The sequence below is a fragment of the Macrococcus epidermidis genome, assembly GCF_024205965.1.
Classification (GTDB): Bacteria; Bacillota; Bacilli; order Staphylococcales; family Staphylococcaceae; genus Macrococcoides; species Macrococcoides epidermidis.
The window spans coordinates 1,497,158-1,517,995 of the sequence record NZ_CP073819.1; the positions used below are offsets into that span (position 1 = coordinate 1,497,158).

At 29.4% G+C, this 20,838-nt stretch carries 31 protein-coding genes; 10 read left to right on the forward strand and 21 right to left on the reverse strand.

Annotated features, from left to right (window positions below):
- Positions 1 to 17 precede the first annotated feature (17 nt).
- Positions 18 to 1,121 (reverse strand): M20/M25/M40 family metallo-hydrolase, encoded by a 1,104-nt coding sequence (locus tag KFV12_RS07880; RefSeq protein WP_111715085.1) that lies wholly within the window; start codon positions 1,119 to 1,121, stop codon positions 18 to 20.
- Positions 1,122 to 1,247: 126 nt separating this feature from the next.
- Between KFV12_RS07880 and prli42 the strand changes: the two genes are divergently transcribed.
- Entirely contained in the window at positions 1,248 to 1,349 is a 102-nt protein-coding gene (gene prli42 / locus KFV12_RS07885; protein WP_157742174.1) for a stressosome-associated protein Prli42, read from the forward strand.
- Between the two features lie 30 nt (positions 1,350 to 1,379).
- On the opposite strand, the gene KFV12_RS07890 is transcribed toward prli42, so the two are convergent.
- On the reverse strand, positions 1,380 to 2,348 hold the full coding sequence (locus tag KFV12_RS07890) for an aromatic acid exporter family protein (protein WP_111715087.1): 969 nt from the start codon (positions 2,346 to 2,348) through the stop codon (positions 1,380 to 1,382).
- A gap of 7 nt (positions 2,349 to 2,355) precedes the next feature.
- On the reverse strand, positions 2,356 to 2,793 hold the full coding sequence (locus tag KFV12_RS07895; protein ID WP_111715088.1) for a BrxA/BrxB family bacilliredoxin: 438 nt from the start codon (positions 2,791 to 2,793) through the stop codon (positions 2,356 to 2,358).
- Positions 2,794 to 3,086: 293 nt separating this feature from the next.
- On the opposite strand from KFV12_RS07895, the gene KFV12_RS07900 reads away from it, so the two are divergent.
- Together KFV12_RS07900 and KFV12_RS07905 are read left to right on the forward strand one after the other, a co-directional pair.
- Complete coding sequence (locus tag KFV12_RS07900; RefSeq protein ID WP_436970146.1) at positions 3,087 to 3,572, forward strand: GNAT family N-acetyltransferase; 486 nt, start codon at positions 3,087 to 3,089, stop codon at positions 3,570 to 3,572.
- Positions 3,569 to 3,892 carry a CHAP domain-containing protein gene (locus KFV12_RS07905; protein WP_254256519.1) on the forward strand — a complete coding sequence of 108 codons (324 nt, stop codon included), beginning with the start codon at positions 3,569 to 3,571 and terminating at the stop codon, positions 3,890 to 3,892. The genes KFV12_RS07900 and KFV12_RS07905 overlap by 4 nt, the downstream gene beginning before the upstream one ends.
- Before the next feature lie 229 nt (positions 3,893 to 4,121).
- Here the strand turns inward: KFV12_RS07905 and KFV12_RS07910 are convergent, their stop codons facing one another.
- The 4 genes from KFV12_RS07910 to KFV12_RS07925 form a co-directional block, all read right to left on the reverse strand.
- The gene (locus KFV12_RS07910) at positions 4,122 to 4,337 is read right to left on the reverse strand and encodes a hypothetical protein (RefSeq protein ID WP_111715091.1); all 216 of its coding nucleotides are present in this window, start codon (positions 4,335 to 4,337) and stop codon (positions 4,122 to 4,124) included.
- A 13-nt stretch (positions 4,338 to 4,350) separates the two neighbouring features.
- Complete coding sequence (locus tag KFV12_RS07915; protein WP_254256520.1) at positions 4,351 to 5,265, reverse strand: hypothetical protein; 915 nt, start codon at positions 5,263 to 5,265, stop codon at positions 4,351 to 4,353.
- A gap of 343 nt (positions 5,266 to 5,608) precedes the next feature.
- Positions 5,609 to 6,163 carry a GNAT family N-acetyltransferase gene (locus tag KFV12_RS07920; RefSeq protein WP_254256521.1) on the reverse strand — a complete coding sequence of 185 codons (555 nt, stop codon included), beginning with the start codon at positions 6,161 to 6,163 and terminating at the stop codon, positions 5,609 to 5,611.
- 145 nt (positions 6,164 to 6,308) lie between these two features.
- On the reverse strand, positions 6,309 to 6,980 hold the full coding sequence (locus KFV12_RS07925) for a type 1 glutamine amidotransferase domain-containing protein (protein WP_254256522.1): 672 nt from the start codon (positions 6,978 to 6,980) through the stop codon (positions 6,309 to 6,311).
- Between the two features lie 457 nt (positions 6,981 to 7,437).
- On the opposite strand from KFV12_RS07925, the gene KFV12_RS07930 reads away from it, so the two are divergent.
- Positions 7,438 to 8,724 (forward strand): RtcB family protein, encoded by a 1,287-nt coding sequence (locus KFV12_RS07930; RefSeq protein ID WP_254256523.1) that lies wholly within the window; start codon positions 7,438 to 7,440, stop codon positions 8,722 to 8,724.
- A 286-nt stretch (positions 8,725 to 9,010) separates the two neighbouring features.
- Here the strand turns inward: KFV12_RS07930 and KFV12_RS07935 are convergent, their stop codons facing one another.
- From KFV12_RS07935 to KFV12_RS07945, 3 genes are all read right to left on the reverse strand, one after another.
- Positions 9,011 to 9,640: a FusB/FusC family EF-G-binding protein gene (locus tag KFV12_RS07935; RefSeq protein ID WP_254256524.1), complete on the reverse strand. Its 630-nt coding sequence runs from the start codon at positions 9,638 to 9,640 to the stop codon at positions 9,011 to 9,013.
- 300 nt (positions 9,641 to 9,940) lie between these two features.
- On the reverse strand, positions 9,941 to 10,240 hold the full coding sequence (locus tag KFV12_RS07940; protein ID WP_254256525.1) for a hypothetical protein: 300 nt from the start codon (positions 10,238 to 10,240) through the stop codon (positions 9,941 to 9,943).
- Positions 10,240 to 10,614, reverse strand: coding sequence for a MerR family transcriptional regulator (locus KFV12_RS07945; RefSeq protein ID WP_111715106.1), 375 nt, complete (start codon positions 10,612 to 10,614; stop codon positions 10,240 to 10,242). Before KFV12_RS07945 ends, KFV12_RS07940 begins: the two co-directional genes overlap by 1 nt.
- 387 nt (positions 10,615 to 11,001) lie before the next feature.
- Here KFV12_RS07945 and metG point away from each other — a divergent pair, with 387 nt between their 5' ends.
- The gene (gene metG / locus KFV12_RS07950; RefSeq protein WP_254256526.1) at positions 11,002 to 12,639 is read left to right on the forward strand and encodes a methionine--tRNA ligase; all 1,638 of its coding nucleotides are present in this window, start codon (positions 11,002 to 11,004) and stop codon (positions 12,637 to 12,639) included.
- Positions 12,640 to 12,760: 121 nt separating this feature from the next.
- Here the strand turns inward: metG and KFV12_RS07955 are convergent, their stop codons facing one another.
- The 7 genes from KFV12_RS07955 to KFV12_RS07980 form a co-directional block, all read right to left on the reverse strand.
- Complete coding sequence (locus KFV12_RS07955) at positions 12,761 to 13,096, reverse strand: type II toxin-antitoxin system PemK/MazF family toxin (RefSeq protein WP_254256527.1); 336 nt, start codon at positions 13,094 to 13,096, stop codon at positions 12,761 to 12,763.
- Positions 13,097 to 13,188: 92 nt separating this feature from the next.
- Positions 13,189 to 13,341 carry an AbrB/MazE/SpoVT family DNA-binding domain-containing protein gene (locus KFV12_RS13390; protein ID WP_367304744.1) on the reverse strand — a complete coding sequence of 51 codons (153 nt, stop codon included), beginning with the start codon at positions 13,339 to 13,341 and terminating at the stop codon, positions 13,189 to 13,191.
- Between the two features lie 68 nt (positions 13,342 to 13,409).
- The gene (locus KFV12_RS07960; RefSeq protein ID WP_254256528.1) at positions 13,410 to 13,808 is read right to left on the reverse strand and encodes a GNAT family N-acetyltransferase; all 399 of its coding nucleotides are present in this window, start codon (positions 13,806 to 13,808) and stop codon (positions 13,410 to 13,412) included.
- Positions 13,808 to 14,275: a DUF7878 domain-containing protein gene (locus KFV12_RS07965; protein WP_254256529.1), complete on the reverse strand. Its 468-nt coding sequence runs from the start codon at positions 14,273 to 14,275 to the stop codon at positions 13,808 to 13,810. Before KFV12_RS07965 ends, KFV12_RS07960 begins: the two co-directional genes overlap by 1 nt.
- Positions 14,275 to 14,592 (reverse strand): nuclear transport factor 2 family protein, encoded by a 318-nt coding sequence (locus tag KFV12_RS07970; RefSeq protein ID WP_254256530.1) that lies wholly within the window; start codon positions 14,590 to 14,592, stop codon positions 14,275 to 14,277. Before KFV12_RS07970 ends, KFV12_RS07965 begins: the two co-directional genes overlap by 1 nt.
- Before the next feature lie 9 nt (positions 14,593 to 14,601).
- Positions 14,602 to 15,456, reverse strand: a complete 855-nt coding sequence (locus tag KFV12_RS07975; protein ID WP_254256531.1) for an alpha/beta fold hydrolase — start codon at positions 15,454 to 15,456, stop codon at positions 14,602 to 14,604.
- A gap of 60 nt (positions 15,457 to 15,516) precedes the next feature.
- Positions 15,517 to 16,266 (reverse strand): nucleoside phosphorylase, encoded by a 750-nt coding sequence (locus KFV12_RS07980; RefSeq protein WP_254256532.1) that lies wholly within the window; start codon positions 16,264 to 16,266, stop codon positions 15,517 to 15,519.
- A gap of 176 nt (positions 16,267 to 16,442) precedes the next feature.
- On the opposite strand from KFV12_RS07980, the gene KFV12_RS07985 reads away from it, so the two are divergent.
- The 3 genes from KFV12_RS07985 to KFV12_RS07990 all read left to right on the forward strand — a co-directional run bounded on the left by KFV12_RS07985 (position 16,443) and on the right by KFV12_RS07990 (position 17,289).
- Positions 16,443 to 16,754 carry a hypothetical protein gene (locus tag KFV12_RS07985; protein WP_254256533.1) on the forward strand — a complete coding sequence of 104 codons (312 nt, stop codon included), beginning with the start codon at positions 16,443 to 16,445 and terminating at the stop codon, positions 16,752 to 16,754.
- Between the two features lie 13 nt (positions 16,755 to 16,767).
- The gene (locus KFV12_RS13300) at positions 16,768 to 16,902 is read left to right on the forward strand and encodes a hypothetical protein (RefSeq protein ID WP_302054708.1); all 135 of its coding nucleotides are present in this window, start codon (positions 16,768 to 16,770) and stop codon (positions 16,900 to 16,902) included.
- A 201-nt stretch (positions 16,903 to 17,103) separates the two neighbouring features.
- Positions 17,104 to 17,289, forward strand: coding sequence for a helix-turn-helix transcriptional regulator (locus tag KFV12_RS07990; protein WP_133446754.1), 186 nt, complete (start codon positions 17,104 to 17,106; stop codon positions 17,287 to 17,289).
- Between the two features lie 27 nt (positions 17,290 to 17,316).
- On the opposite strand, the gene KFV12_RS07995 is transcribed toward KFV12_RS07990, so the two are convergent.
- Positions 17,317 to 17,826: a GrpB family protein gene (locus KFV12_RS07995; RefSeq protein WP_239243513.1), complete on the reverse strand. Its 510-nt coding sequence runs from the start codon at positions 17,824 to 17,826 to the stop codon at positions 17,317 to 17,319.
- 176 nt (positions 17,827 to 18,002) lie between these two features.
- Between KFV12_RS07995 and KFV12_RS08000 the strand changes: the two genes are divergently transcribed.
- On the forward strand, positions 18,003 to 18,437 hold the full coding sequence (locus KFV12_RS08000) for a LytTR family transcriptional regulator DNA-binding domain-containing protein (RefSeq protein WP_254256534.1): 435 nt from the start codon (positions 18,003 to 18,005) through the stop codon (positions 18,435 to 18,437).
- 495 nt (positions 18,438 to 18,932) lie between these two features.
- Here the strand turns inward: KFV12_RS08000 and KFV12_RS08005 are convergent, their stop codons facing one another.
- From KFV12_RS08005 to KFV12_RS08015, 3 genes are all read right to left on the reverse strand, one after another.
- On the reverse strand, positions 18,933 to 19,454 hold the full coding sequence (locus tag KFV12_RS08005) for an AAA family ATPase (protein WP_254256535.1): 522 nt from the start codon (positions 19,452 to 19,454) through the stop codon (positions 18,933 to 18,935).
- A 360-nt stretch (positions 19,455 to 19,814) separates the two neighbouring features.
- Positions 19,815 to 20,099 (reverse strand): hypothetical protein, encoded by a 285-nt coding sequence (locus KFV12_RS08010; protein ID WP_254256536.1) that lies wholly within the window; start codon positions 20,097 to 20,099, stop codon positions 19,815 to 19,817.
- A gap of 1 nt (position 20,100) precedes the next feature.
- Complete coding sequence (locus KFV12_RS08015) at positions 20,101 to 20,397, reverse strand: DUF2089 family protein (protein ID WP_164942256.1); 297 nt, start codon at positions 20,395 to 20,397, stop codon at positions 20,101 to 20,103.
- Positions 20,398 to 20,554: 157 nt separating this feature from the next.
- Between KFV12_RS08015 and KFV12_RS08020 the strand changes: the two genes are divergently transcribed.
- Entirely contained in the window at positions 20,555 to 20,836 is a 282-nt protein-coding gene (locus KFV12_RS08020) for a hypothetical protein (RefSeq protein WP_254256537.1), read from the forward strand.
- Positions 20,837 to 20,838: the final 2 nt, after the last annotated feature.

A 20,838-nucleotide genomic window follows, 5' to 3' on the forward strand; every position in this document is an offset into this window, starting at 1 on the left:
TGTCTATATTGTTTTAACTAAACAAGCTTAATGATTTCAATTACTTGTTCTGTTAATTTATTTAATTCATCAATCGGCATCTTTTCATTTACCGTATGAATATCCTGATAGCCGACAGCTAATACAACAGTTGGAACAAACTTGTTAATAAAGTTAGCATCACTACCCCCACCGTTAGATACAACTTCTGGTGTTCTACCAACACGTTCAGCTGCTTGACTTGCAATCTCGATAACCTTGCTTGTTTTTTCAACATTGAATGAAGGATAATTAACTTTAACCTCAACATCAGCTTTACCACCAAGTTCTGCTGCAGCAGTTAGGATCGCTTCTTTCATGTGTGCAACTTGTGCTTCCATTTTACTATCAACTAAACTACGCGCTTCAGCAACAATATAACATTTTTCAGCGACGATATTTGTTCTTGAACCACCTTCAATCGTACCTATATTAGCAGTCGTTTCTGCATCTATTCTACCTAGTTTCATATTACTGATTGCACGTGAAGCAATGTTTATCGCACTCACGCCGTTTTCTGGGGCCACACCCGCATGTGCCGTAACACCTGTAATTTCAATGTTAAGCGTTGCGTTTGTTGGCGCCTGGTTTACAATTGTACCAACTTTACCACCAGCATCCAATGCATAGCCAAGTTTCGCATCAAATTTAGATCCATCTAATACACTAGCACCTATTAAATGAGATTCTTCTCCAACTGAAATAACAACTTCAATATCACCATGTGGGATTTGTTCTTCATTAATCGTTCGAATTGCTTCAATCATTGCAGCAATCCCCGCTTTATCATCTGCACCAAGAATCGTAGAACCATCTGTATGAATGACATTATCTGTAATAATCGGGTTTATGCCATTACCAGGTGTAACAGTATCCATATGACAAGATAGCAAGATTGTCTCCTGATCTGTTGTCCCTTTTAATTTCATAATCAGATTGCCCGCACCAAAACCTGTTTTGCTTTGTGTATCATCTTCAGTGACTTCAAAGCCAAGCTCTTCATATAAAGTTTTTAAATGATTTGCAATCTCACGTTCATTACCACTCTCGCTATCAATCTTTACAAGTTCAATAAAAGTATCCACTAATCTTTGCTGGTTCATTGACAACACTCCTCAAAATATTATTTATATTTATCGTACCAAACAACTGTTCATCAATAAAGGATAAGACGTAAAATCAATTATTTGATATAATAAATAAAACGCACTTATGAAAGGAAGTACAGAATGAATAACAAAACAGCACGCAAAGTCTTTATCATCGTCTTACTTGTATTAATTGTTGCAGCTTTAGTACTTAGCGCTGTATTACCATATCTTAATATGTAAAAAACGTTGAGAATAATTTCTCAACGTTTTTTAGTACATCTTTAAAGAACCAAATTTAGATTTAATCATTAAATAACTTTCAATCTCTTTTAGCAGCTGGATTGCAGCTGAACGAGATTTTAATCGCTCATGTGAATCCGGTAATGGATAATTATCAAGATCCAGCATTATCTCATATAAATCATGTAATCTTATTGCAGTAAAATTATTACTTGTAATATTATTTGATAGATCCTCTAATAATCCGCTACACTGCATATGTAGCTTATCTTTACAGCTTATATCATTAATCAGATGTGTCATGCGTGCCAAAAGTTCAAGTTGAGATTCACGCATATCAAAATAATGATAATACGAATTATCATTACGTGAAAAATGATTCTCGACTTCCATGTAGGCAAGTGACTTTGCACGTTCAATCGTTTCATGCAGCTTATCAATATCATTTGTGTTCAATACAATTTCAGGATGCTTTAACGCATCGCTCAATCGGCTGACAATAACCTGAAATTCCATCTCGATCGCACGTTTATAACCATTTAATGCATTGTTGTGATTCGGCATATAAAGATTTAAAATTAAAGCGATGCCCATACCTACACAAAGTAATAGAAATTCATTAACAGCTAATGCCCAGTCGATATGACCTGAATTAAAGCAATGTAGAATGATAACGATACTTGTGACAACACCTTCTTGTATACCGAACATTACTGTAACAGGAATAAACAGTAAGACGAGAATACCGAGGACAACCGGATTAAAGCCTAAATTCATAAAGAAAATATATGAAAACAAAATACCAAGCAAGCACGAGAAAAATCTCGCACTTGCAGCTTCTAAAGATTTTACTTTTGTATTCTTCACACAAAGAACGACTAAAATAGCAGCAGATGAGAAATTCTCGAGACCCATCATCTTACAGATGATTACGCCGAGAGACATACCGAAAGCAGTCTTAATCGTACGCGAACCAATCTTATAAGGCTTAATCTTCATGAATGAATTAACGTTCCTCACAATGCTCTTCAAATAAAGCTTGAATGTTTGTAATAACACTCATTGGATCGTGACCTTCTATTTCATGTCTTTCGATCATTTTTACAATCTTACCATCTTTAAGTAAAGCAAATGATGGACTGCTTGGTGGATAACCTTCAAAGTAATCACGAGCTGTTTCAGTCGCTTCTTTATCCTGACCAGCAAATACAGTTACTAATTGATCAGGTAATTTATCATAATGTAATGCATGCGCAGCAGCAGGACGAGCGATACCGCCAGCACAACCACATACAGAGTTGATCATAACAAATGTTGTACCAGGTTTATCAAACGTTTCTTTAACCGCTTCAGGCGTTGTTAACTGTTTGTAACCCGCAGTTTCGATTTCTTGACGTGCATTGTTTACGAAATCTTCCATAAACATATTAAAATTCATATCCATTGATAAAACACCTCTTCTAAATTGATACAACTATCATAACGAATAAAGACCGTTAAATCTAGTGATTAATTCGTGAAATATTAAAAGGTGTAGATAATATATAGCTTATTGATTGCTAGAAGCGTATAACATAATATTTCATATTCGCGGTTGTTCGTTTGCTAACTTACTCAATGATATATAACAGTTGTATAATTGAAATAATCTAGGATTAATTATTAAGCATCCCTATTTTATTGACATACACACCGCGCTTCATTACTATTTACAGTAATCTTAAAGGAGGTATCCTTATGCCTAATACAATTCAAATCAGATCAATCCAACAAAAAGATAATCCCATCATCCATAAAATCATTCAAACGTCTCTTGAATCGTTCAACTTAGATATCCCTGGATCAGCATACTTTGACCCAGAACTAGCACAACTATCATCATATTATGGTGAACGTAAATATGCCCAATACTGGATAGCAGAGCAAAATGGAGAAGTTTTAGGTGGTGTTGGCATTGCTCCATTCAGTGAAGATGGGACGATATGTGAACTTCAAAAACTATATCTCTTAGAATCTTCACAAGGCAAAGGTATCTCTAAACTATTAATGGACCAGGCATTAGCATTTGCTTCACACTATTATAAGTCATGTTATTTAGAAACAATGAGTAAGCTAGAAGTTGCATGTATACTCTATGAAAAGTATGGCTTTCAATTATTAGAACAACCAATCGAAGGCAGTGACCATTCAGCAATGGATCGCTGGTATATAAAATCACTATGAAAAGAATAATCTCATTCTTCATTATATTATTATCATTATTTCTGCTTTTTATAAATCAAGATAGGATAATCGATAACTACTACACATTACGCATTGAACTTATGCCAGATCCGATGGCTATAAATACTTATGATAAAGGACAATGTACTTATTATGTATTTGATAAAGTAAAGAAAGACGGCAACATGATAGAACGATCCTGGCGTGATGCCAAGCACTGGGCGAAACTTGCTAAACAAGATGGATATAATGTAAACCATTCGCCACGAAAAGGTGCGTTACTTCAATCACCAAGAGGCACGCAAGGTCATGTAGCATAAATTGAACATGTATATCAAAACGGTAATGTAAAAGTTTCAGAGATGAATTATACACAGCCATATGAAATAACAGAGCGTATTATATATAAGAAAGATCTATCGAGATATAAAATTATCCATCCAAAGATAAATCCAAAAAAAGTACTAACTGATATATAAACAGCTAGTACTTTTTTTGATCTTATTAATACAATAAATTATTACCATTCTATAATAATAGTAAGATAATCTACTTTTCTTCATCAAACTCTCTTACTTTTACATCTTTTGTCGTTTCATCTCTTAATTGAAATAACATGATAAAACAGATAACAATTAAGCTTGCTGGTATGATAAACGGTAAATAATTTAAAAACTCATTGTCGTGAATCCTTACCAAATAATAAATGAAAAACATCCAGCATGCATTTAAAAATAAAATAAATAGTTTGTCTCCAAAATTCATATTATCCACCTCTTTATTTAATATTGACTGTTATTGAACCCACATTACCTACTTCATGTCTAATACTGTTCTTTGATGATGCTACAATTTCATTCCCTATCGTAATATCTAATTGCTGACCATCAATTTTAAGTGATTTATTAAAGGTTTGCATACGCTTTGATATTAATAAATCATCAACAACACGTGTTACTATACGCCCTCCACCACTATTGTGAATAACAGCTACCGCACCATATTGATTACCATCCATCTCATAATCAGCAATCATAACTTTAAGATTTTTAGGATTATATGGGGGCGTTAGAGTTACTACAGCCATTTCTAATGCATTCAGACTTTCAATATATTCATTTGAAATAATATCATCTAATCTTTGTGTATTATGTATAATCTGGTCTGTAAATTTAACCGTAAGATTTGTTGCTTCATCAATCACGCCAGATTCATATTTTTCAAGTTTATCATCTTCGTTATGCCCAGCATAGAATGTCGAAACAGTATTGCCAATGACAGTTTTCTTTGTTATACCTGTCATACCTTCTTCTAATTGGATGCCTGTATCCACAATATCTAGATGATATGTTTTTGATTGCGAATTATAAATGGCATATCCAAAAGCGTAATTTTTGTTTTTGTCATTTTTATCTTTCTCACTAACAAATATAGAGTAAAATTTAGGATTTGATTGCTTATCTGGATTTACAATCATACCTTCACTCTTTGAATGAGGAAAAAGCTTTTCTTTAAAATCTTTCATCGCAGCTTCACCATTTGCATACGCGTTACTTTCCAATTGTTTAATCAGTAAGCTCTCTTTTATCGGTTTAGATTTAACTTCTTTTTTTGTAGACTCAGAATACAAGATTCCTGCTGCGATTAGAAAAATGATTATAACAGAAGTTATTACACGTTTTGTGAAAGTCATCTTCATCCCTCCTCGTATTTTAAATTGATATTACCATAGTTTAACACTTAATTACATATATTATATAATTAACTTAATATGACAGTAAATATATAAAAAAATCTATCCAAAACTATGGATAGATTGTAATATATATATTCTTTCGTAAAATAATTACTGAATTGCATTCCAGACTTTCTTAGCCACGCCTTATGGCGATTGTGGATTTTGTCCGGTTATTATTTTTATATTATTATCATAAAACACCTTAATTGAAATGATTAGAGTATTAATTATTATTACTATGATATTCATACTTTAATTACACTACAAATTTGAACATACTTTCCAAAAAGTACGATTGTTATAATTTTTTAATCATTAATGTATCTTCATCTCTAACAGCAATTGGTTTAAATCCAATATTTTTATATAATTGTTGTGCATAATTTCCGTTCGTAACACTTAATGAAATTCCATTAACATTATTATTTTTTAATAAATAAATTAATTGTTCCATAAGAACTTTTCCTAAACCTTGTTTTCGAAAATCTGGTAATATCGAAATATTTAATTCAACAAAATCATCCTTATAGAACCCATAACTTTTATCAGTTTCATTAAATTGTCTACACCATGCTAATCCTATTACTCTATTATTTATTACTGCTGCCATAGTATAATCATCTTTTCTTCCAAAATCTTCATAATACTTTAATAATTCTTTTTTATCTACGATTGATTTATTAGGTTTTTTACTCCCTTCAGGAACATAAATTGCATGGTACAAAAATTCTTTTATAATGGAATATTCTTTTTTATCTAAAGATCGTATCCAAACTTCAGGTACATCTTTTTCCATTTTTGTATATTCTAGAATCTTCTCTGCATCTTTTACTTCAACCGATCGTATTATCATAATCTCACCTCTCTAAATTTTTTTATAATTATATCACTTTAAATTAATAATATTCTAAAAAAAAATTATAAAAAAGTTAAACTCCATAAAAAACAAACCATCCAAATATAGACAGTCTGTTTACATAATATTGTTATATTAGAATTTACTTAATTGCACTCCAAACTTTCTTCGCAACAATTTTAGGTGATTGTGGATTTTGTCCAGTAATGATATTACCATCCTGAACGACTTTCGAAGCCATCGGTAATACCGCTTTTTTATAATTCGCACCCTTCTTCTTAAGCTCATCTTCTAATAGAAATGGTACTTTATTCGTCTTTCGCACCATTTGTTCTTCTAGATTAGAGAATCCGGTTAACTCTGTATCTTTCAAACGATTGTCCTCAAAGTTCAGTAAAGCTGCTGCACCATGACATACAGATGATATCACTTTCTTTTCTTTATCCATTTCTTTAAGAATTCGAGAAATATCTTCATTATCAACGAAATCAAACACAGTACCATGTCCACCAGTAAAGTAAACTGCGTCGTAATCACTTACATCCTCTTCATGTATAGACTTTGTATTATCTAATAATTTCATAAACTCAGGATCTTTCATGTAATTCTTAGTCTTATAATCTAACATCAAAGTACTCACGCTAAATGGATCAATCGGTACTTTACCACCATTAACACTGTATAAATCTATCTCAACGTCTTTGTCTTTAAAATAATCATAAAAATGAACAAGCTCACCTAACCATAAACCTGTTTTTTCCTCTAAACCTTTATAATGATCTGTATTTGTATTTATAATCATAATTTTTTTCATTTAAATTCACTCCTAAAAAATATATACATATATATACCCATATTCATATGTAATTAATACTTTTTTGGTTTATACATATAATACAAAACAGCAAATAAAGTATAGAGAATAGCAATTGTAAAAATCATTTGTAGTATATTTATTAAAAAATTGATTATAGGTGCTTCTGATAAATATTCAATTCCACCATAAAAAAATGGTAAATGATCACTTAACAAAAGCGCGTAGAGAAATCCAATTAGAATGCCATATAAAAAATGCTTTAAGAGATATTTTTCAAAAATTGAATACATAATATACACCCCTATTTTAAAATGGATAATAAGTAATTTAATACCATTATAAGTTACCATGTTAATTTAATCTATCAAATATTTACACGACATATCATATTTTGACTATATTTTACATTTATGATTAAATGGTTACAAGAACTTTTAAGATCGGAGTTATAAAAATGATAAACATCACCGGTAAATATACACATGCGGTTATCATGACAGATAACATTGAAGACGCTGCCAGAAATAGAGTTCAGAATATGACGAACCTTGATTTTCTATCTGGCACTAATATTGTGATGATGCCTGATGTACATGAAGGAAAAGGTTGTGCGATTGGTACATCTATTCTAATGAACAAATCTAATGCCAAGATTCCACCTGCATTTATCGGTGTGGATATTGGTTGTGGGATGATGAGTTATCCATTAGGTAAACTTGATAATATTAACTTTCCTGAACTTGATCAGTATATAACTGATAATATTTCAACATATCTAAGAACCGATGAACTAAAAAATCCTGTATTTAATAATATACCTCAAGAAATTAAAGCAATTATTTTAGATAATTTAAAAGAAATTCAAACATCTTTACTATTTCAAAATGTAAATATGATTCAATTAATCAATTCAGTCGGAACTTTAGGCGGTGGTAATCATTTTGTTGAGATCGGCAAGAACAAATCAGATGAATATTACCTTACGATTCATTCTGGTAGTCGCTTCTTAGGGGCAAAAATAGAAAAACACTATCAGGACTTAGCCAAAGAGAGTCATAAAAATATTGATGTTACTCCTATTATCAATGTTCTAAAGGAACAAGATAAACATCATGCTATTCAACCAATGATAAAATTTGTAAAACAACTGAATCAGGAAAATCATTATGATGAAGAAGTTAGCTATCTTAAAGGTGAAAGTTTATCGCATTACATTAATGATATGACAGCTGCTTGCCGCTTCGCAGAAACGAGTCGTTTAATGATGACAGCCGTTATCCTCGATTACTTTGGAATACAGATGGACAATGCAAAAATCATAAATTCACCTCATAATTTTATAGAGGTAAAAGATAAAGAATATTTAATTCGTAAAGGTGCATGTGATGCGAGTCTTGATAGAGATGTTGTTATTCCAATCAATATGCGTGACGGCATCATCATTGGAAAAGGTAAAGGCAATCCAGAATGGAATTATTCTGCGCCACACGGTGCAGGACGCGTATTATCTCGTTCAAAAGCTAAACAGACGCTCAACTTAGAAACATTTGAAAAGCAAATGGAAGGGATATATAGTAGTACGGTTGTGGAGGATACTTTAGATGAAGCACCTGATGCATATAAACCGATTAATGAGATAATTAAACATATTCATGACTCAGTTGAAATTATTGACATCATTAAACCAGTATATAATCATAAAGGTATTGAAACACCTAAATGGTGGCAGAAGAAGAAGTAAATACTTATTTAGGAGATGTTATTATCAAATATTTAAGCTATAACAATCCAAATTTAGATAAAATGAATTTAGTACCACCTATATTTTCACTCATTATCTCACTTACATTCATCTTAATTAATATTCGTACTCTAAGCATACGCGATGAATTATGGGTTAAAATTGCAGTTTCTATTTCGCTAATAATCTTTGTAGCTTTTACAATTGTCAATATAATAACGATCTATCTCATTATTAAAAGAAAAAGTATTAATAAAAAATAAAGTAAGTGTCAATCAATCGACACTTACTTTATTTTTTGTATGAAATGATATAATTTTTCGATGTCATCTAAATGTTGATTACACACATTGCTATCATGACAAATATAATCACCCTTTTTCGTATATGTTCCGTCACTATTCGCTTTTGTCTTATTTAAGAATAATGAAACATCAGATTCATGGTGACAAATCGAACAAAATCCCTTCACTTTAGTTGGAGCTAATTCCCCGTATATACTTTGAAAAGCACCTTTACTATCTTTATAGACAATATACTTTCGATTTGCAGAATGGTCATTCCATCCGAGATAGCTCATCACCTGAAGATCATATTGATCACTTGGTGGTGTCTTTAATTTCTTTACCTTTTTGAATAACTTCTCTACTTGTTTAGCGGAAAGCATTTCAAAAGGTTCAACAAACTGTTTCATTTCTGAAAGAATCATAGTAGCTTTCGTCTTGGAAAGCCGAATATCATCAAGTTGAGTAATATACTCACTTGCATCTATACCATTCACAATGTAAATCGCTCTAATTTCGTCTAATATAATATTTTTTTGTGCTTTATTCGTCGTTGGATCATTTGTTTTATAAATCTTAAGTAACTGATTCACATTATTCATAACTTGCGCAAATTCATATGCTTTTATCATTATATCTATACCTCACTTTAATGATTTGAGTATAGCATAATATTAAAATGATAGTAAAAGTTAAAGTTGATGTGAGCATCTCCAATTTCGATAAGAAATGTTAGTTCGAAATTGGGGTTTTACCAATTTCAGATTGAATCTGTCTGCCTAAATTGGGGTTCTACCAATTTCATAACGAAATTGTGAGACGAATTTGGGGTTTTACCAATTTCAGATTGGATTTTCCTGCCGAAATTGGGGTTTCACCAATTTCAAATTAAATTTGTCTGTCGAAATTGGGGTTCTACCAATTTCAATCTCCTACTTCACATAAAAAGCAATTCCGAAAATAATAATCGAAATAATAATTCTAACTATAATATGAGATAAATGAAAATCTTTTATCATTAAGCCATGTATTATCGCTAAACCGCAAAATAATACCAATGATGTCGCTAATAGAATAAGATTTAAAGTCGGATAAACTGAAAATATCATTAAAATTGAATTTAACGCGAACAAAAGATACATGAAACTAAATCCACTATTTAACAGAGCTCCTACCGAAGCAATAATTGTCAGTAATGCATATATCATTACTAAAATGATTAACATTATCATCATTTAATCTCCTTCAATTTATTATTCATATTGTTTAATAGCTTTGCAGCAATTTCTAATTCATTTTTAATTCGGTCTATCTCTTCAATTTTTCTATTAATGAGATCTTTTAACAAAGACAAATCATCTTGTGGCATATTGTAAATCTCATCCATCGAATTAAATTTATTATCATATTCAATAAAAATTTTAATCTCCATAAGGCTAAATCTTGCTGTTTTTAAAATTTGAATACTTTTTAAACGTAATATATCTTTTTCTGAATAAATTCTAACTTTATTAATTATTGCTGGAGATATTAATCCCATCTTTTCATAATAACGAATCGTATCTTTGCTTAAGTCTACCGTTTTACTTAATTCTCCTATCTTCATATATTCGCCTCCTTATCTAAACAATAAATGATGGAGTTAACTCCATGTCAATCAACTTTAAAAATATATTGTAATTTTCATAATTATCTTATATATTATATCTAATAATAAAAAATAGCATTGATGAGAAGTTTTAATTCATAAAATAGAGAGCTTCGGTAGCTGAAAAGAAGTAACGAATTAAAGGATGACTCTAAGCTTCGCAAAGAAAGTTTGTATGAGTAGATTGCGACGTGCCCAGCGTTAATGGATTAAAGTTATTAACTTTATGAGGTATATTATGTGAGTAATATACGAACTTAGGTGGTACCACGAATATTATATATCGTCCTAATCGCATTTTTGCGATTGGGACTTTTTTTATGGAATTTAAGGGGGAGATTTAGAATGACAGTATTTATTGGAGGAGCATGGCCGTATGCAAATGGTTCTTTGCACATTGGTCATATCGCAGCACTATTACCTGGAGACATTATTGCAAGATATTACAGACAGACTGGTGAAAATGTATTATATGTGTCTGGAAGTGATTGTAACGGAACACCTATTGCACTACGTGCCAAACAAGAAGGAAAGACTACTCGAGATATTGCTGATACTTATCATCAGGAATTTCAACATTGCTTTACACGATTAGGGTTTACTTATGATTTATATACTAGAACAGACTCAAACAAACATCATGAAGGTGTAAAGTCATTATTCTTAAAATTATATGGTAATGATATGCTTTATCAAAAAACGATAGAGCAAGCGTATTGTGAACATGATAAGCAGTTTTTACCTGATCGATTGGTTGAAGGTGAATGTCCTAATTGTGGCGCAAAAGCACGTGGTGATCAATGTGATCAATGTTCAGCAATACTCGATCCACTTGATTTAATCAATAAGCGTTGTAAATTGTGTGGTAACGAACCGGTAATAAGAGAAACAAATCATTTATATTACAAATTTAGTAGTCTTCAGGAACAACTTGAAAAGTATTTTAAAGAAACGAGCACGAAATATCACTGGCGTCAAAATGCATTGGCACTCACTGAAAGATATTTAAAAGAAGGTATTCCTGATCGTTCTGTGACACGTGATTTACCTAATGGTGTGGATGTGCCAATCAAAGGATTTGAAGATAAAAAGATATATGTCTGGATTGAAGTGGTAGCTGGATATTTAACAGCATCAGAAGCATGGGGAAAACAAAATAATAAGGATTTTCAACAATTTTGGACGAAAGGAACAAAATCTTATTATATTCATGGGAAAGACAATATTCCGTTTCACACTGTAATTTGGCCATCAATTCTAATGGGCGCAAATATTGAAGGATTTCCACAATCAATCGTATCAAGTGAATATATGACATTGGAAAAACGAAAAATATCAACCAGCCAAAATTGGGCAGTCTGGATACCGGATTTAATAGAACGATATCACCCTGATACGATTCGCTATTTCTTTACAATCAATGCACCAGAATCTCGAGATGCAGATTTCTCTTTTAGAGAATTTATATATAGTCATAACAGTGAACTTCTTGGTGCATTTGGTAATCTTGTTAATAGAACATTTAAGTTTCTGGAAAAATCATATGATTTAGAAGTCCCTCAAGCTGAAATTGATAAAGGTATTAAAAATGAATTACATTCACTTTATCAAAAAGTTGGGCATTTAATAGAAGCAACTAAAATTAAAGAAGCGTTAGAATTAATATTTGAATTTATAAGAACATGTAATAAATACTTTGACGAACAACAGCCATGGATTACATTTAAAGAAGTAAAAGAAAAATGTGATGAAACTTTAGCTACATGTGTATTTATTATTCAAAATTTAAGTCAATTATTGAATCCCTTCCTCCCATTTAGTGCAGAAAAACTAAAAGATATGCTGGGAATAGAAACATTAGAATGGCATGTAATCGAGGATTTACCAAAAAGACTTGCATCTGTTTCACCATTATATGAACGAATAGATGTTAAGCAAATTGATGAAGAAATAGAAAGATTAAATAACAAAAATATGAACTAATGTTTGCGAAAATTACCACTACTATAATTTGACAGAGTATGTGGGAATTTTGATACTAATTTTTAAGAATAGTCACCGTATAAATGAATCTCAAGTGGAGTGTTCTCAGCACTCCACTTTTTTATTGATTTGTCGGTAATATACTAGCTGAAACAATCGTACAAATTTTGTTCAAGAATTCATCGCTTACCTTCTCAATTGTTTTATATTCTCTAGCATTTAAATCAATTGTCTTTGGATGTTGACATAATACTTTACCTTTAGTAAATAAGTTATCTTCTAGATTAATATGCAAAGGGAATGAATTAGTGATTGAATAAATAGGACATAAAATTACTAAATTTGTGAATTCATTAAAATCTTTATTACTTATTACTAATGCAGGATGATATCCAGCTTGTTCCTTGCCTTTAGTAGGATTAAGATCTAGCTTGATGATAGTACCCTGCTCTACCATATTTCATTACCTCTAGGTTTACCCCAATCAAATTCGCTTGGCTTATTTTCTGTTTCATAGTTTTCAAATAATTCTCTTATTAATGAGACATTTTACTGCTGCTTTGTTAAAATAATTTTTTCATCTTGCATTGTTAAATCAAATTTTTGATTTTTATCAAGATTCATTTCATTTACTATTGATTTTGGTATTCTTATGCCTTGACTGTTACCCCATCGTTGTAGAGATACCTGTATTTTATTCACCTCTTATAAAGTATACGTAGTATATACTGAAAGATATTTTTTGTCACTTATTACACTAAGAAATGATTCTATAAATCTTTCCAATAAAAGTATTGTCCAATATCTCCATAACATTTATCAATGTTAAACAATAATTTATATCCATGTTTTTCATAAAATTTTGGTGCTTGAAATGAAAAAGTATTAAGATACACATGCATTAATCCTTCTCTCCTACCTTTTTCCTCTACATAGGTTAATAATTTTGTGCCTAATCCATGTTTTCTATATGATTCATCAACAAATAAAAATTCAATCTCAATCGTAGAAAAAGTTGATTCCCCCACGATACCGGCAATAACTTTACCGTTATCTTCGATATTAAAATTATACGATTTTCTATCTCCCCAATTATGTTCATTATATTCTTTTATCTTCTGATGAATATATTCATTTGTAGCTTGTGAGCTTTCGTTTATCTCAAACATTAATCCACCTCAATTATTTTTTTGATTATTTTTTCTATCGTATTTACTTCATATATTGAAATGTCCTTTTGAATATATCGCTCAATTACTTTTCTCATATCATCTCTAAGTTTTATCAACTTTTTAACCATTTCAGTTTTATTATCAATCAAGGCGATTTCTGATTCAATCCAAGGCGAAGTTATTTTATAGCATTCACCTATTGGAGAAATTGAAATTAATGGATTGTATTCATCCTCAACTTCCATTGTATGATATTGAAATTCATCATTACTGCTTCCATTCAACCAATCATTCAATTGTAACCAGAATTCTATAATGGCAATATCTTCATCAAAATAAATAGTATTATTGTATTTGATTTTCAAATTTGCATCCAATGCCATAAAGTTTCCAGGTTTCGCACGTTCTTCATCTGAAAGTTGGTCCATAGGACTTTCTACTAAATGAAAGTCAAAGTTTAACATTATTGTACCCTCGTTCCCTGGTGAAAATACAATTTCCAACCATCTTCATTAACCCAAATTGAACTACGGTTAGATTTATTGTTCGTTACTTTATCTATCAATATATATGTAGCTAGCTTACTGTTATCAGAAAGATCTTTCACACGATAATCTATCACTTCAAAATCACTTTCAGGCATCTTAAATCCAACATAATCTGATTTCCTAGTCACTCTTCCTGATTGACCAAACTCCATATAGTCATCATGTAGAATGTCTGCATATTCACCACTTAATCTTCTAGCAGCATCTAAATGTAACATTTCGTATTCGAGCATAATTTCACCTCATTTATAATTTTCAGATAAAAACATATTAATTTCGTAACTTAATTCTAATGGATTAGATATATGAATATTATGATTCGACTTATTAATAAATTTAACAATTGAATTAGAACTTAGTTTTGACTGATTCAATATTAAATTATGCCAAATCTCCTCAAATTTTTTTGCATTATCTTCAGTCATATCATTAGATTTAATATTTTCTTTAATAGTAAAATTCTTGTCTCTACCTATGACCAGTAATGGATTATTGATTGTAATAAAGCTCTCTTTTAAGTTAGTTGCATCTTGGCTCCAATTCTTTGTTTCGAAATAGAGAACTCTATAAAAGTTTGGAAACATACTTGCATTTCGTTCATTTATTTTAAGATTGATTTTACCTTTTAATTGTATATGAGTCATCATTGATTTCTCTTTGCAATAATTCAGCCATGCGTCATCAGAATTTTGATTTGAAGTATTATTTTCATCAATTACATCTAATTGCTTATAATCAACTGAAGTAGAATCAATAAGAATAATTGAATTTTTTGATTTATATCTTGACACATAAACTTGAATACATAGCCCTCCATAAGAATGACCTATCAATGGTGCCTTTTCAATATTTTTTTGTTTAATAAATTCATCAAGCATCATAGAGGTGTTTTTAATCGAAATTTTTGAATCTTCGACTTCCCCATATCCAATCCCTGGTCTATAAAAAACGTAAATTTTATATTCATGTTTCAAAAGTTTTATAAATTCATACCATTCATCAAGAATACCATTCATCCCTAATAATAATACTATCGGCTTTCCAGAACCAAATTTAAAATATTCAATACTTTGTTTTTTATAAATAAACTTTAGCATCTTAATTCTCCATTATATTTAATAATTATTTTAACAATTATCTACTATAATTAATTCTATCTATATGCTCTTTGCTATCTCCAAACCTATAAAGAATTTATCCATATTATGATTTGCGTCACTTAAGCCGTCAACATTGTATTCATTTTCTGCAAGTACATCACCCGTTACCAAAAAGTTATAAAGTTCAAACCCATGGAAGTCACTAACCGCTTGAACACCTGCAAGTTCCATTTCGACTGCAATACATCCATCATTTTTGCGCATTTCAACATTATTTTTAGTTTCTCTCATCATAGCATCTGTTGTCCATACCTTACCTTGCACATAGGGTAATTCTAATATATCAAATATTTCAGCTACTTTATTACTATTATTAATTTCAATATAATCATTTGCTTTTGCGTAATGATAAGACATACCTTCATCTCGATAACTTTCCGTTGGAATCACAAATTTATTATCCGTCTTTTCTTTATCTAAACTACCTGCTGAACCTGACATTATAAACTGAGTAGCACCAGTTAACCAGTTAGCTTCTATACAAAATTGAGACGCTAGTGTTGATCCAATACCACTTAAATAAAATCCAATATCTTTACCTTCATGAATAAATTTATATATTGGATAACTACCGTTACAAGCATGGATCTCTCCAATTTTTTCACATTTATATATTTCAAAAATATTGTCATAAATATTTTTCGATAAAATAATCATACATATATCTAAAATCTTTTTCTGCTCCCCATAAAAACTTTTCAAAGTAACAATCGGTTCCGAATTATTATCGAAAGCATCTATAATCATAAAATCACCTCATATTTTTTCAAAAGTATAGCAATATTCCTGAATAAGAAAAATAGACAAATTTATGATTTTGTCCACAATTAAGGTTTAAATAAATGTAAAATACTTTTGACATTTCAGGAATGACTTGCTATATTATAAATGTAAAAAACATTTTACATTTGGAGGTTTGATTTATGATTATTCAACTAATTTTTGCTTTTTTGTTAACAATCATTGCTTTTATGTTTATCGTTAAATTTTTAAATTTTGGACCTGGTCATAGTGAATATGATGAAAGAACTCAAAGAATAGGAAATGAAGTATTTACAACAACTTTAACCTATCTTATTGCTTTCTGGATATTCAGTTTAATTATGAAAACCATAGATTTTAATAATATTAAATTTGATTATTTAAATGAATATCCAGAATTAATTAATTTAGCATTAGCTACTATTTTAATTATTTTCAATTACATTCGAATCAACAAAAAATATAGTGTCTAAAGGAGAAATTGTTATGAAAGTACTTGGTTTTATATGTATATTTTTATTTGCTGGTCTATGGGGATTTGTGATTAAAAAAGTTTTACCTAAAGATTTGATTGAGGGTAACAATAACAAAATTGATGAAAGATCATCGAAAATATTATGAGAAGTTTTTTCAAATACGTTAGTTTGGGTGGTATACGCGTTATTATTAAGTATAATATTAAAAATATTTAAACTGGGAAATCCAGAAAAAGCTATTCTACCTGAATTTCCTGAAGTATCGTATTTGCTAGTAATTATAGTTATATTTTTCATGAGTTTGATTTATACTAAAAGTAAGTATAGTGCTAAAGGTTGATGCTATTTGAAAAATAAAATCAAAGAGTTAAGAAAAGAGCTTGGTATGTCACAAGCTGAACTTAGTGACAAAACAAACGTTTCAAGACAAACGATCAATGCCATTGAAAATGATAAATATGATCCTACCCTATCTCTCGCATTTAAATTAGCTAAGTGTTTGAATGTCACGGTTGATGAGTTATTTTCATAAAAACGGAAATATAGTTATATTTCCGTTTTATTTTGTTCTAAAATAACTTAAAGCTCTCTTCTCCAATGCTACAACGTAATCGCGTTTAGCATTTCTATATTCAGGTGTTTCATCATATGATTGTGCAAGTTTTGTCTTTAAATCACTATAAGCCGTTACTTCCTCTGGATGTTCAAGTAAATAATCTCGAACAGCTAAATGTCGATATATCTCAGGATGACCTTCTTGATAGATATGTATATGATGCGTTCTATCATCTCCACCTTTTCTTAATAATCTTCTACCTGTGATTCCCCATTCTCCCGCCACATCGTATCCTTCTTTTATAAATTTCGAATTATAACTATCAATTTGATTTATGTCTTTAACCAATACCATCATATCTATTACAGGTTTAGCTTTCATACCAGGAACCGATGTACTACCAAAATGTTCAAATCTTACAACTTCATCAGGAATCATATCAGAAATTATTAGACATTCATTTTTAAAACTATCTTTCCACTTAGGATTATAATCAGATAATCTTACTTTCATAAAATTCCTCCTCAATTAACACTTAAACTTTCAACATTATATCTAATTTTTTATAAAGAATAAAGTCTTGAATTTTTTATTATTGAAGTAACAAAATAGAAACTTTTGCAACTAATTAAAACATTGTCTACTGATTATCCTATTAATGATAAATTAAATATAAGGAGGAACCTGATATGAAATTTAATGTAAACTTTAATAATCATCTTAATAAGGATGTTATCCATTTAGAAAGTCACGAAAGTAACAAAGATCTTGTAAATAACCTAACCAATTTTTTTGAGACTAAAATTACATTGATTGATATTAAATCTAATAAATCTATAAAAGTATCTGTAAATCATATCGAATCTATTGAAACTTTTACTCATTTGTCCAAAGTAATTTTAGTTGATAATTCACTTTTTTATATCAAAGGTAGGATAAAAGAATTGAAATATTTAACTAAGTATAAAATAGTTAAAATCAATAATACACAGATGTTTAATCTAAGACATTTAAATCAATTCTCTTCAGATAAAGCATCAAGACTATTAATACAAAGTAATTCTAATAAAAAATACATCGTCAGCAGATACTATTCTAAAGAGATCAAGGAGATGTTATTATGATAAAAGAACTAACTCAAAACTTCTTTCAAACATCATTTTTAAGCTTAATTTGGGTAATGGTTATTACTTCAATGTCCAACACTGATAACTTAATTTATTATAATTACTTTTGGAGATTGATTTTGATTTCTATATTATTCGGACTTTCTTTTGGCGTACTATACCCTTATTTATGGAAGTATTCAACTACTAAATCTAATTTTAATGTTATTGTTTGTTCAACTGATAATACTATAATTATTTTATGCTCTATTTATTTGTATTCTCCTCATCTATTTAATCAAATCTCACCATATTTATTTGCCCTATTAGTGATAAATTTGATTTTACATTATGTAATCTTCAAGTTATATTCAGATTATTTAAATCAAAAATATATTATGGAAATTCAAAATAGAAAAAGGTTATAATTATTAAATTATTTACTTTGAATGTTATAAATAAAAAAGCAAAGGAGTACATCTTATCACTCCTTTGCTCAATAATTTATTAACATTATTTAATTCTCTCTATAATTACTTCGACAATAGAATCTAAATTCATAACATTTGTGTCAATTCTAGTTCCAAAATCAAAGCTACCAAAAGCTTTAATACATTGATTTATTTGGTCATATGGCCATCTGTCGGATTCATTTCTTGAATTAAGTCTATCAATTAAAGTATTATCATCCGCTACCAATAAAAATTGACGAATTATTTTAGAATCTAAACCTGATACAATTTCTTGATAATAATTTAAGTTTGTAATTGTCATTGGGATAATAATAATTTTATCAGTTCTCTCAATTAATTTTCTTAGAATTTCATTATTAATATTTCGCCATTCTATATAATCCTGAAAATTATCTTTCTTTATTTCCTCAGGGTAAATTTTATTCAGCATAGTTCCTGCAATCTCAGGATCAAAAATAATACTATTTATTATCTTTGCTTTAAGTAAATTTGCTACTGTCGTTTTTCCTACACCAAAAGCTCCATTTATCCAAATAACCCTCAACTGATTATTTAATATCATACTTATATCTCCAATATTGAATCTTATATTTGATTTTTTTAAAAGAATTACTTTCTACCTATGTACATTTTATTTTATTCACTTTTAAACGCTTTATAAAATCTAATAGTTTCTTCGTAATCTTCTTAATCATTATATAAGTCTAAGACTTCTAACATTTTTATCGCAAAATCCACATATTTATTAGGTGGAGTTACAAGTAAATTATCATGTAAAGTAACTTTCTCTGTATTAAGCTTATCAAATTCAATTTCTTATTACACACTTAAAATATATACACCACCACAAATAATAGTGCCGTTAATGTTTAATTTAAATAGAAAAATATCTACATTTTTATACTAGTAGGTGCATAACATTCTATAAATCTTTACTTTTCATTTTATTTAATTCTATTACTTGTTTTTTATTATATGCTTTTCTTGCAGCATCATATTGACCACCTAAAACAACCATACCAATTACATACATTATTAAAACCGCCCATAATGGCCATTGATTGTCATTCATATAAAAGTATATTGCATATACTGTACATATAAGCGGAACAACCAGTCCTAACCATTTAAATTTTGTTGAAGATAATATATATTGAGCACCATAAATTGAAGCAAATATTAAAATTCGTATTATATAATCTGCCATACTAATTCTCCTTTTCACTATTATAAAGACTTATCAATTTCTTAGCTTCTTCCAAACTAATCTTTTCGTCGATTGCTAGCGATTTAATGTAACTCACAAGTCCTGAATTTTCTTCTTTAGATGCTAATTCCACTTTCTGTATTAAACTATTAAGTCTTATTCTGACTGTAGGATAAGATACATCATACATCTTTGCAATACTTTTTAAAGATCCTGATTCTAAAACAAAATTTTTCATAAATTCAATATCTTCTTTATCTAGTTTTAATAACCATTCTGGAATTTCATTTTTGTCCATAAGCAACCTCCTATAATGATTTTAATATTATTTTTATCATAATTCAATAATAAAATAACTTTATTATCAATAATATTAAAAAGTTCTTTAACTTTATTAAATTATAGTGTAGTATAAATTATGAAATAAATAAAAAATATACAAAAGGAGAATTTTCATGATAGCTATATTCGAATTAATAATTCTTATTGCAGTATTATTTGGAGCACAAAAATATTTATCAACTTTGGAACCAGGATGGATAGGATTAATCACTCCTATAATTTTCACCCTTTATATGTTTATTAAATTTTATTATCTCGATCAAGACATTGAATTCTTTTGGTTGAAATTAGGATTAGGTAATCTTGTTTTATTATCTGATTTTAATTTTGGTCAGAAGAAGAAAAAAGAACGTTATAAAAAAGAATTAGAAAATATGAAATCAAAAGACTTATAAAA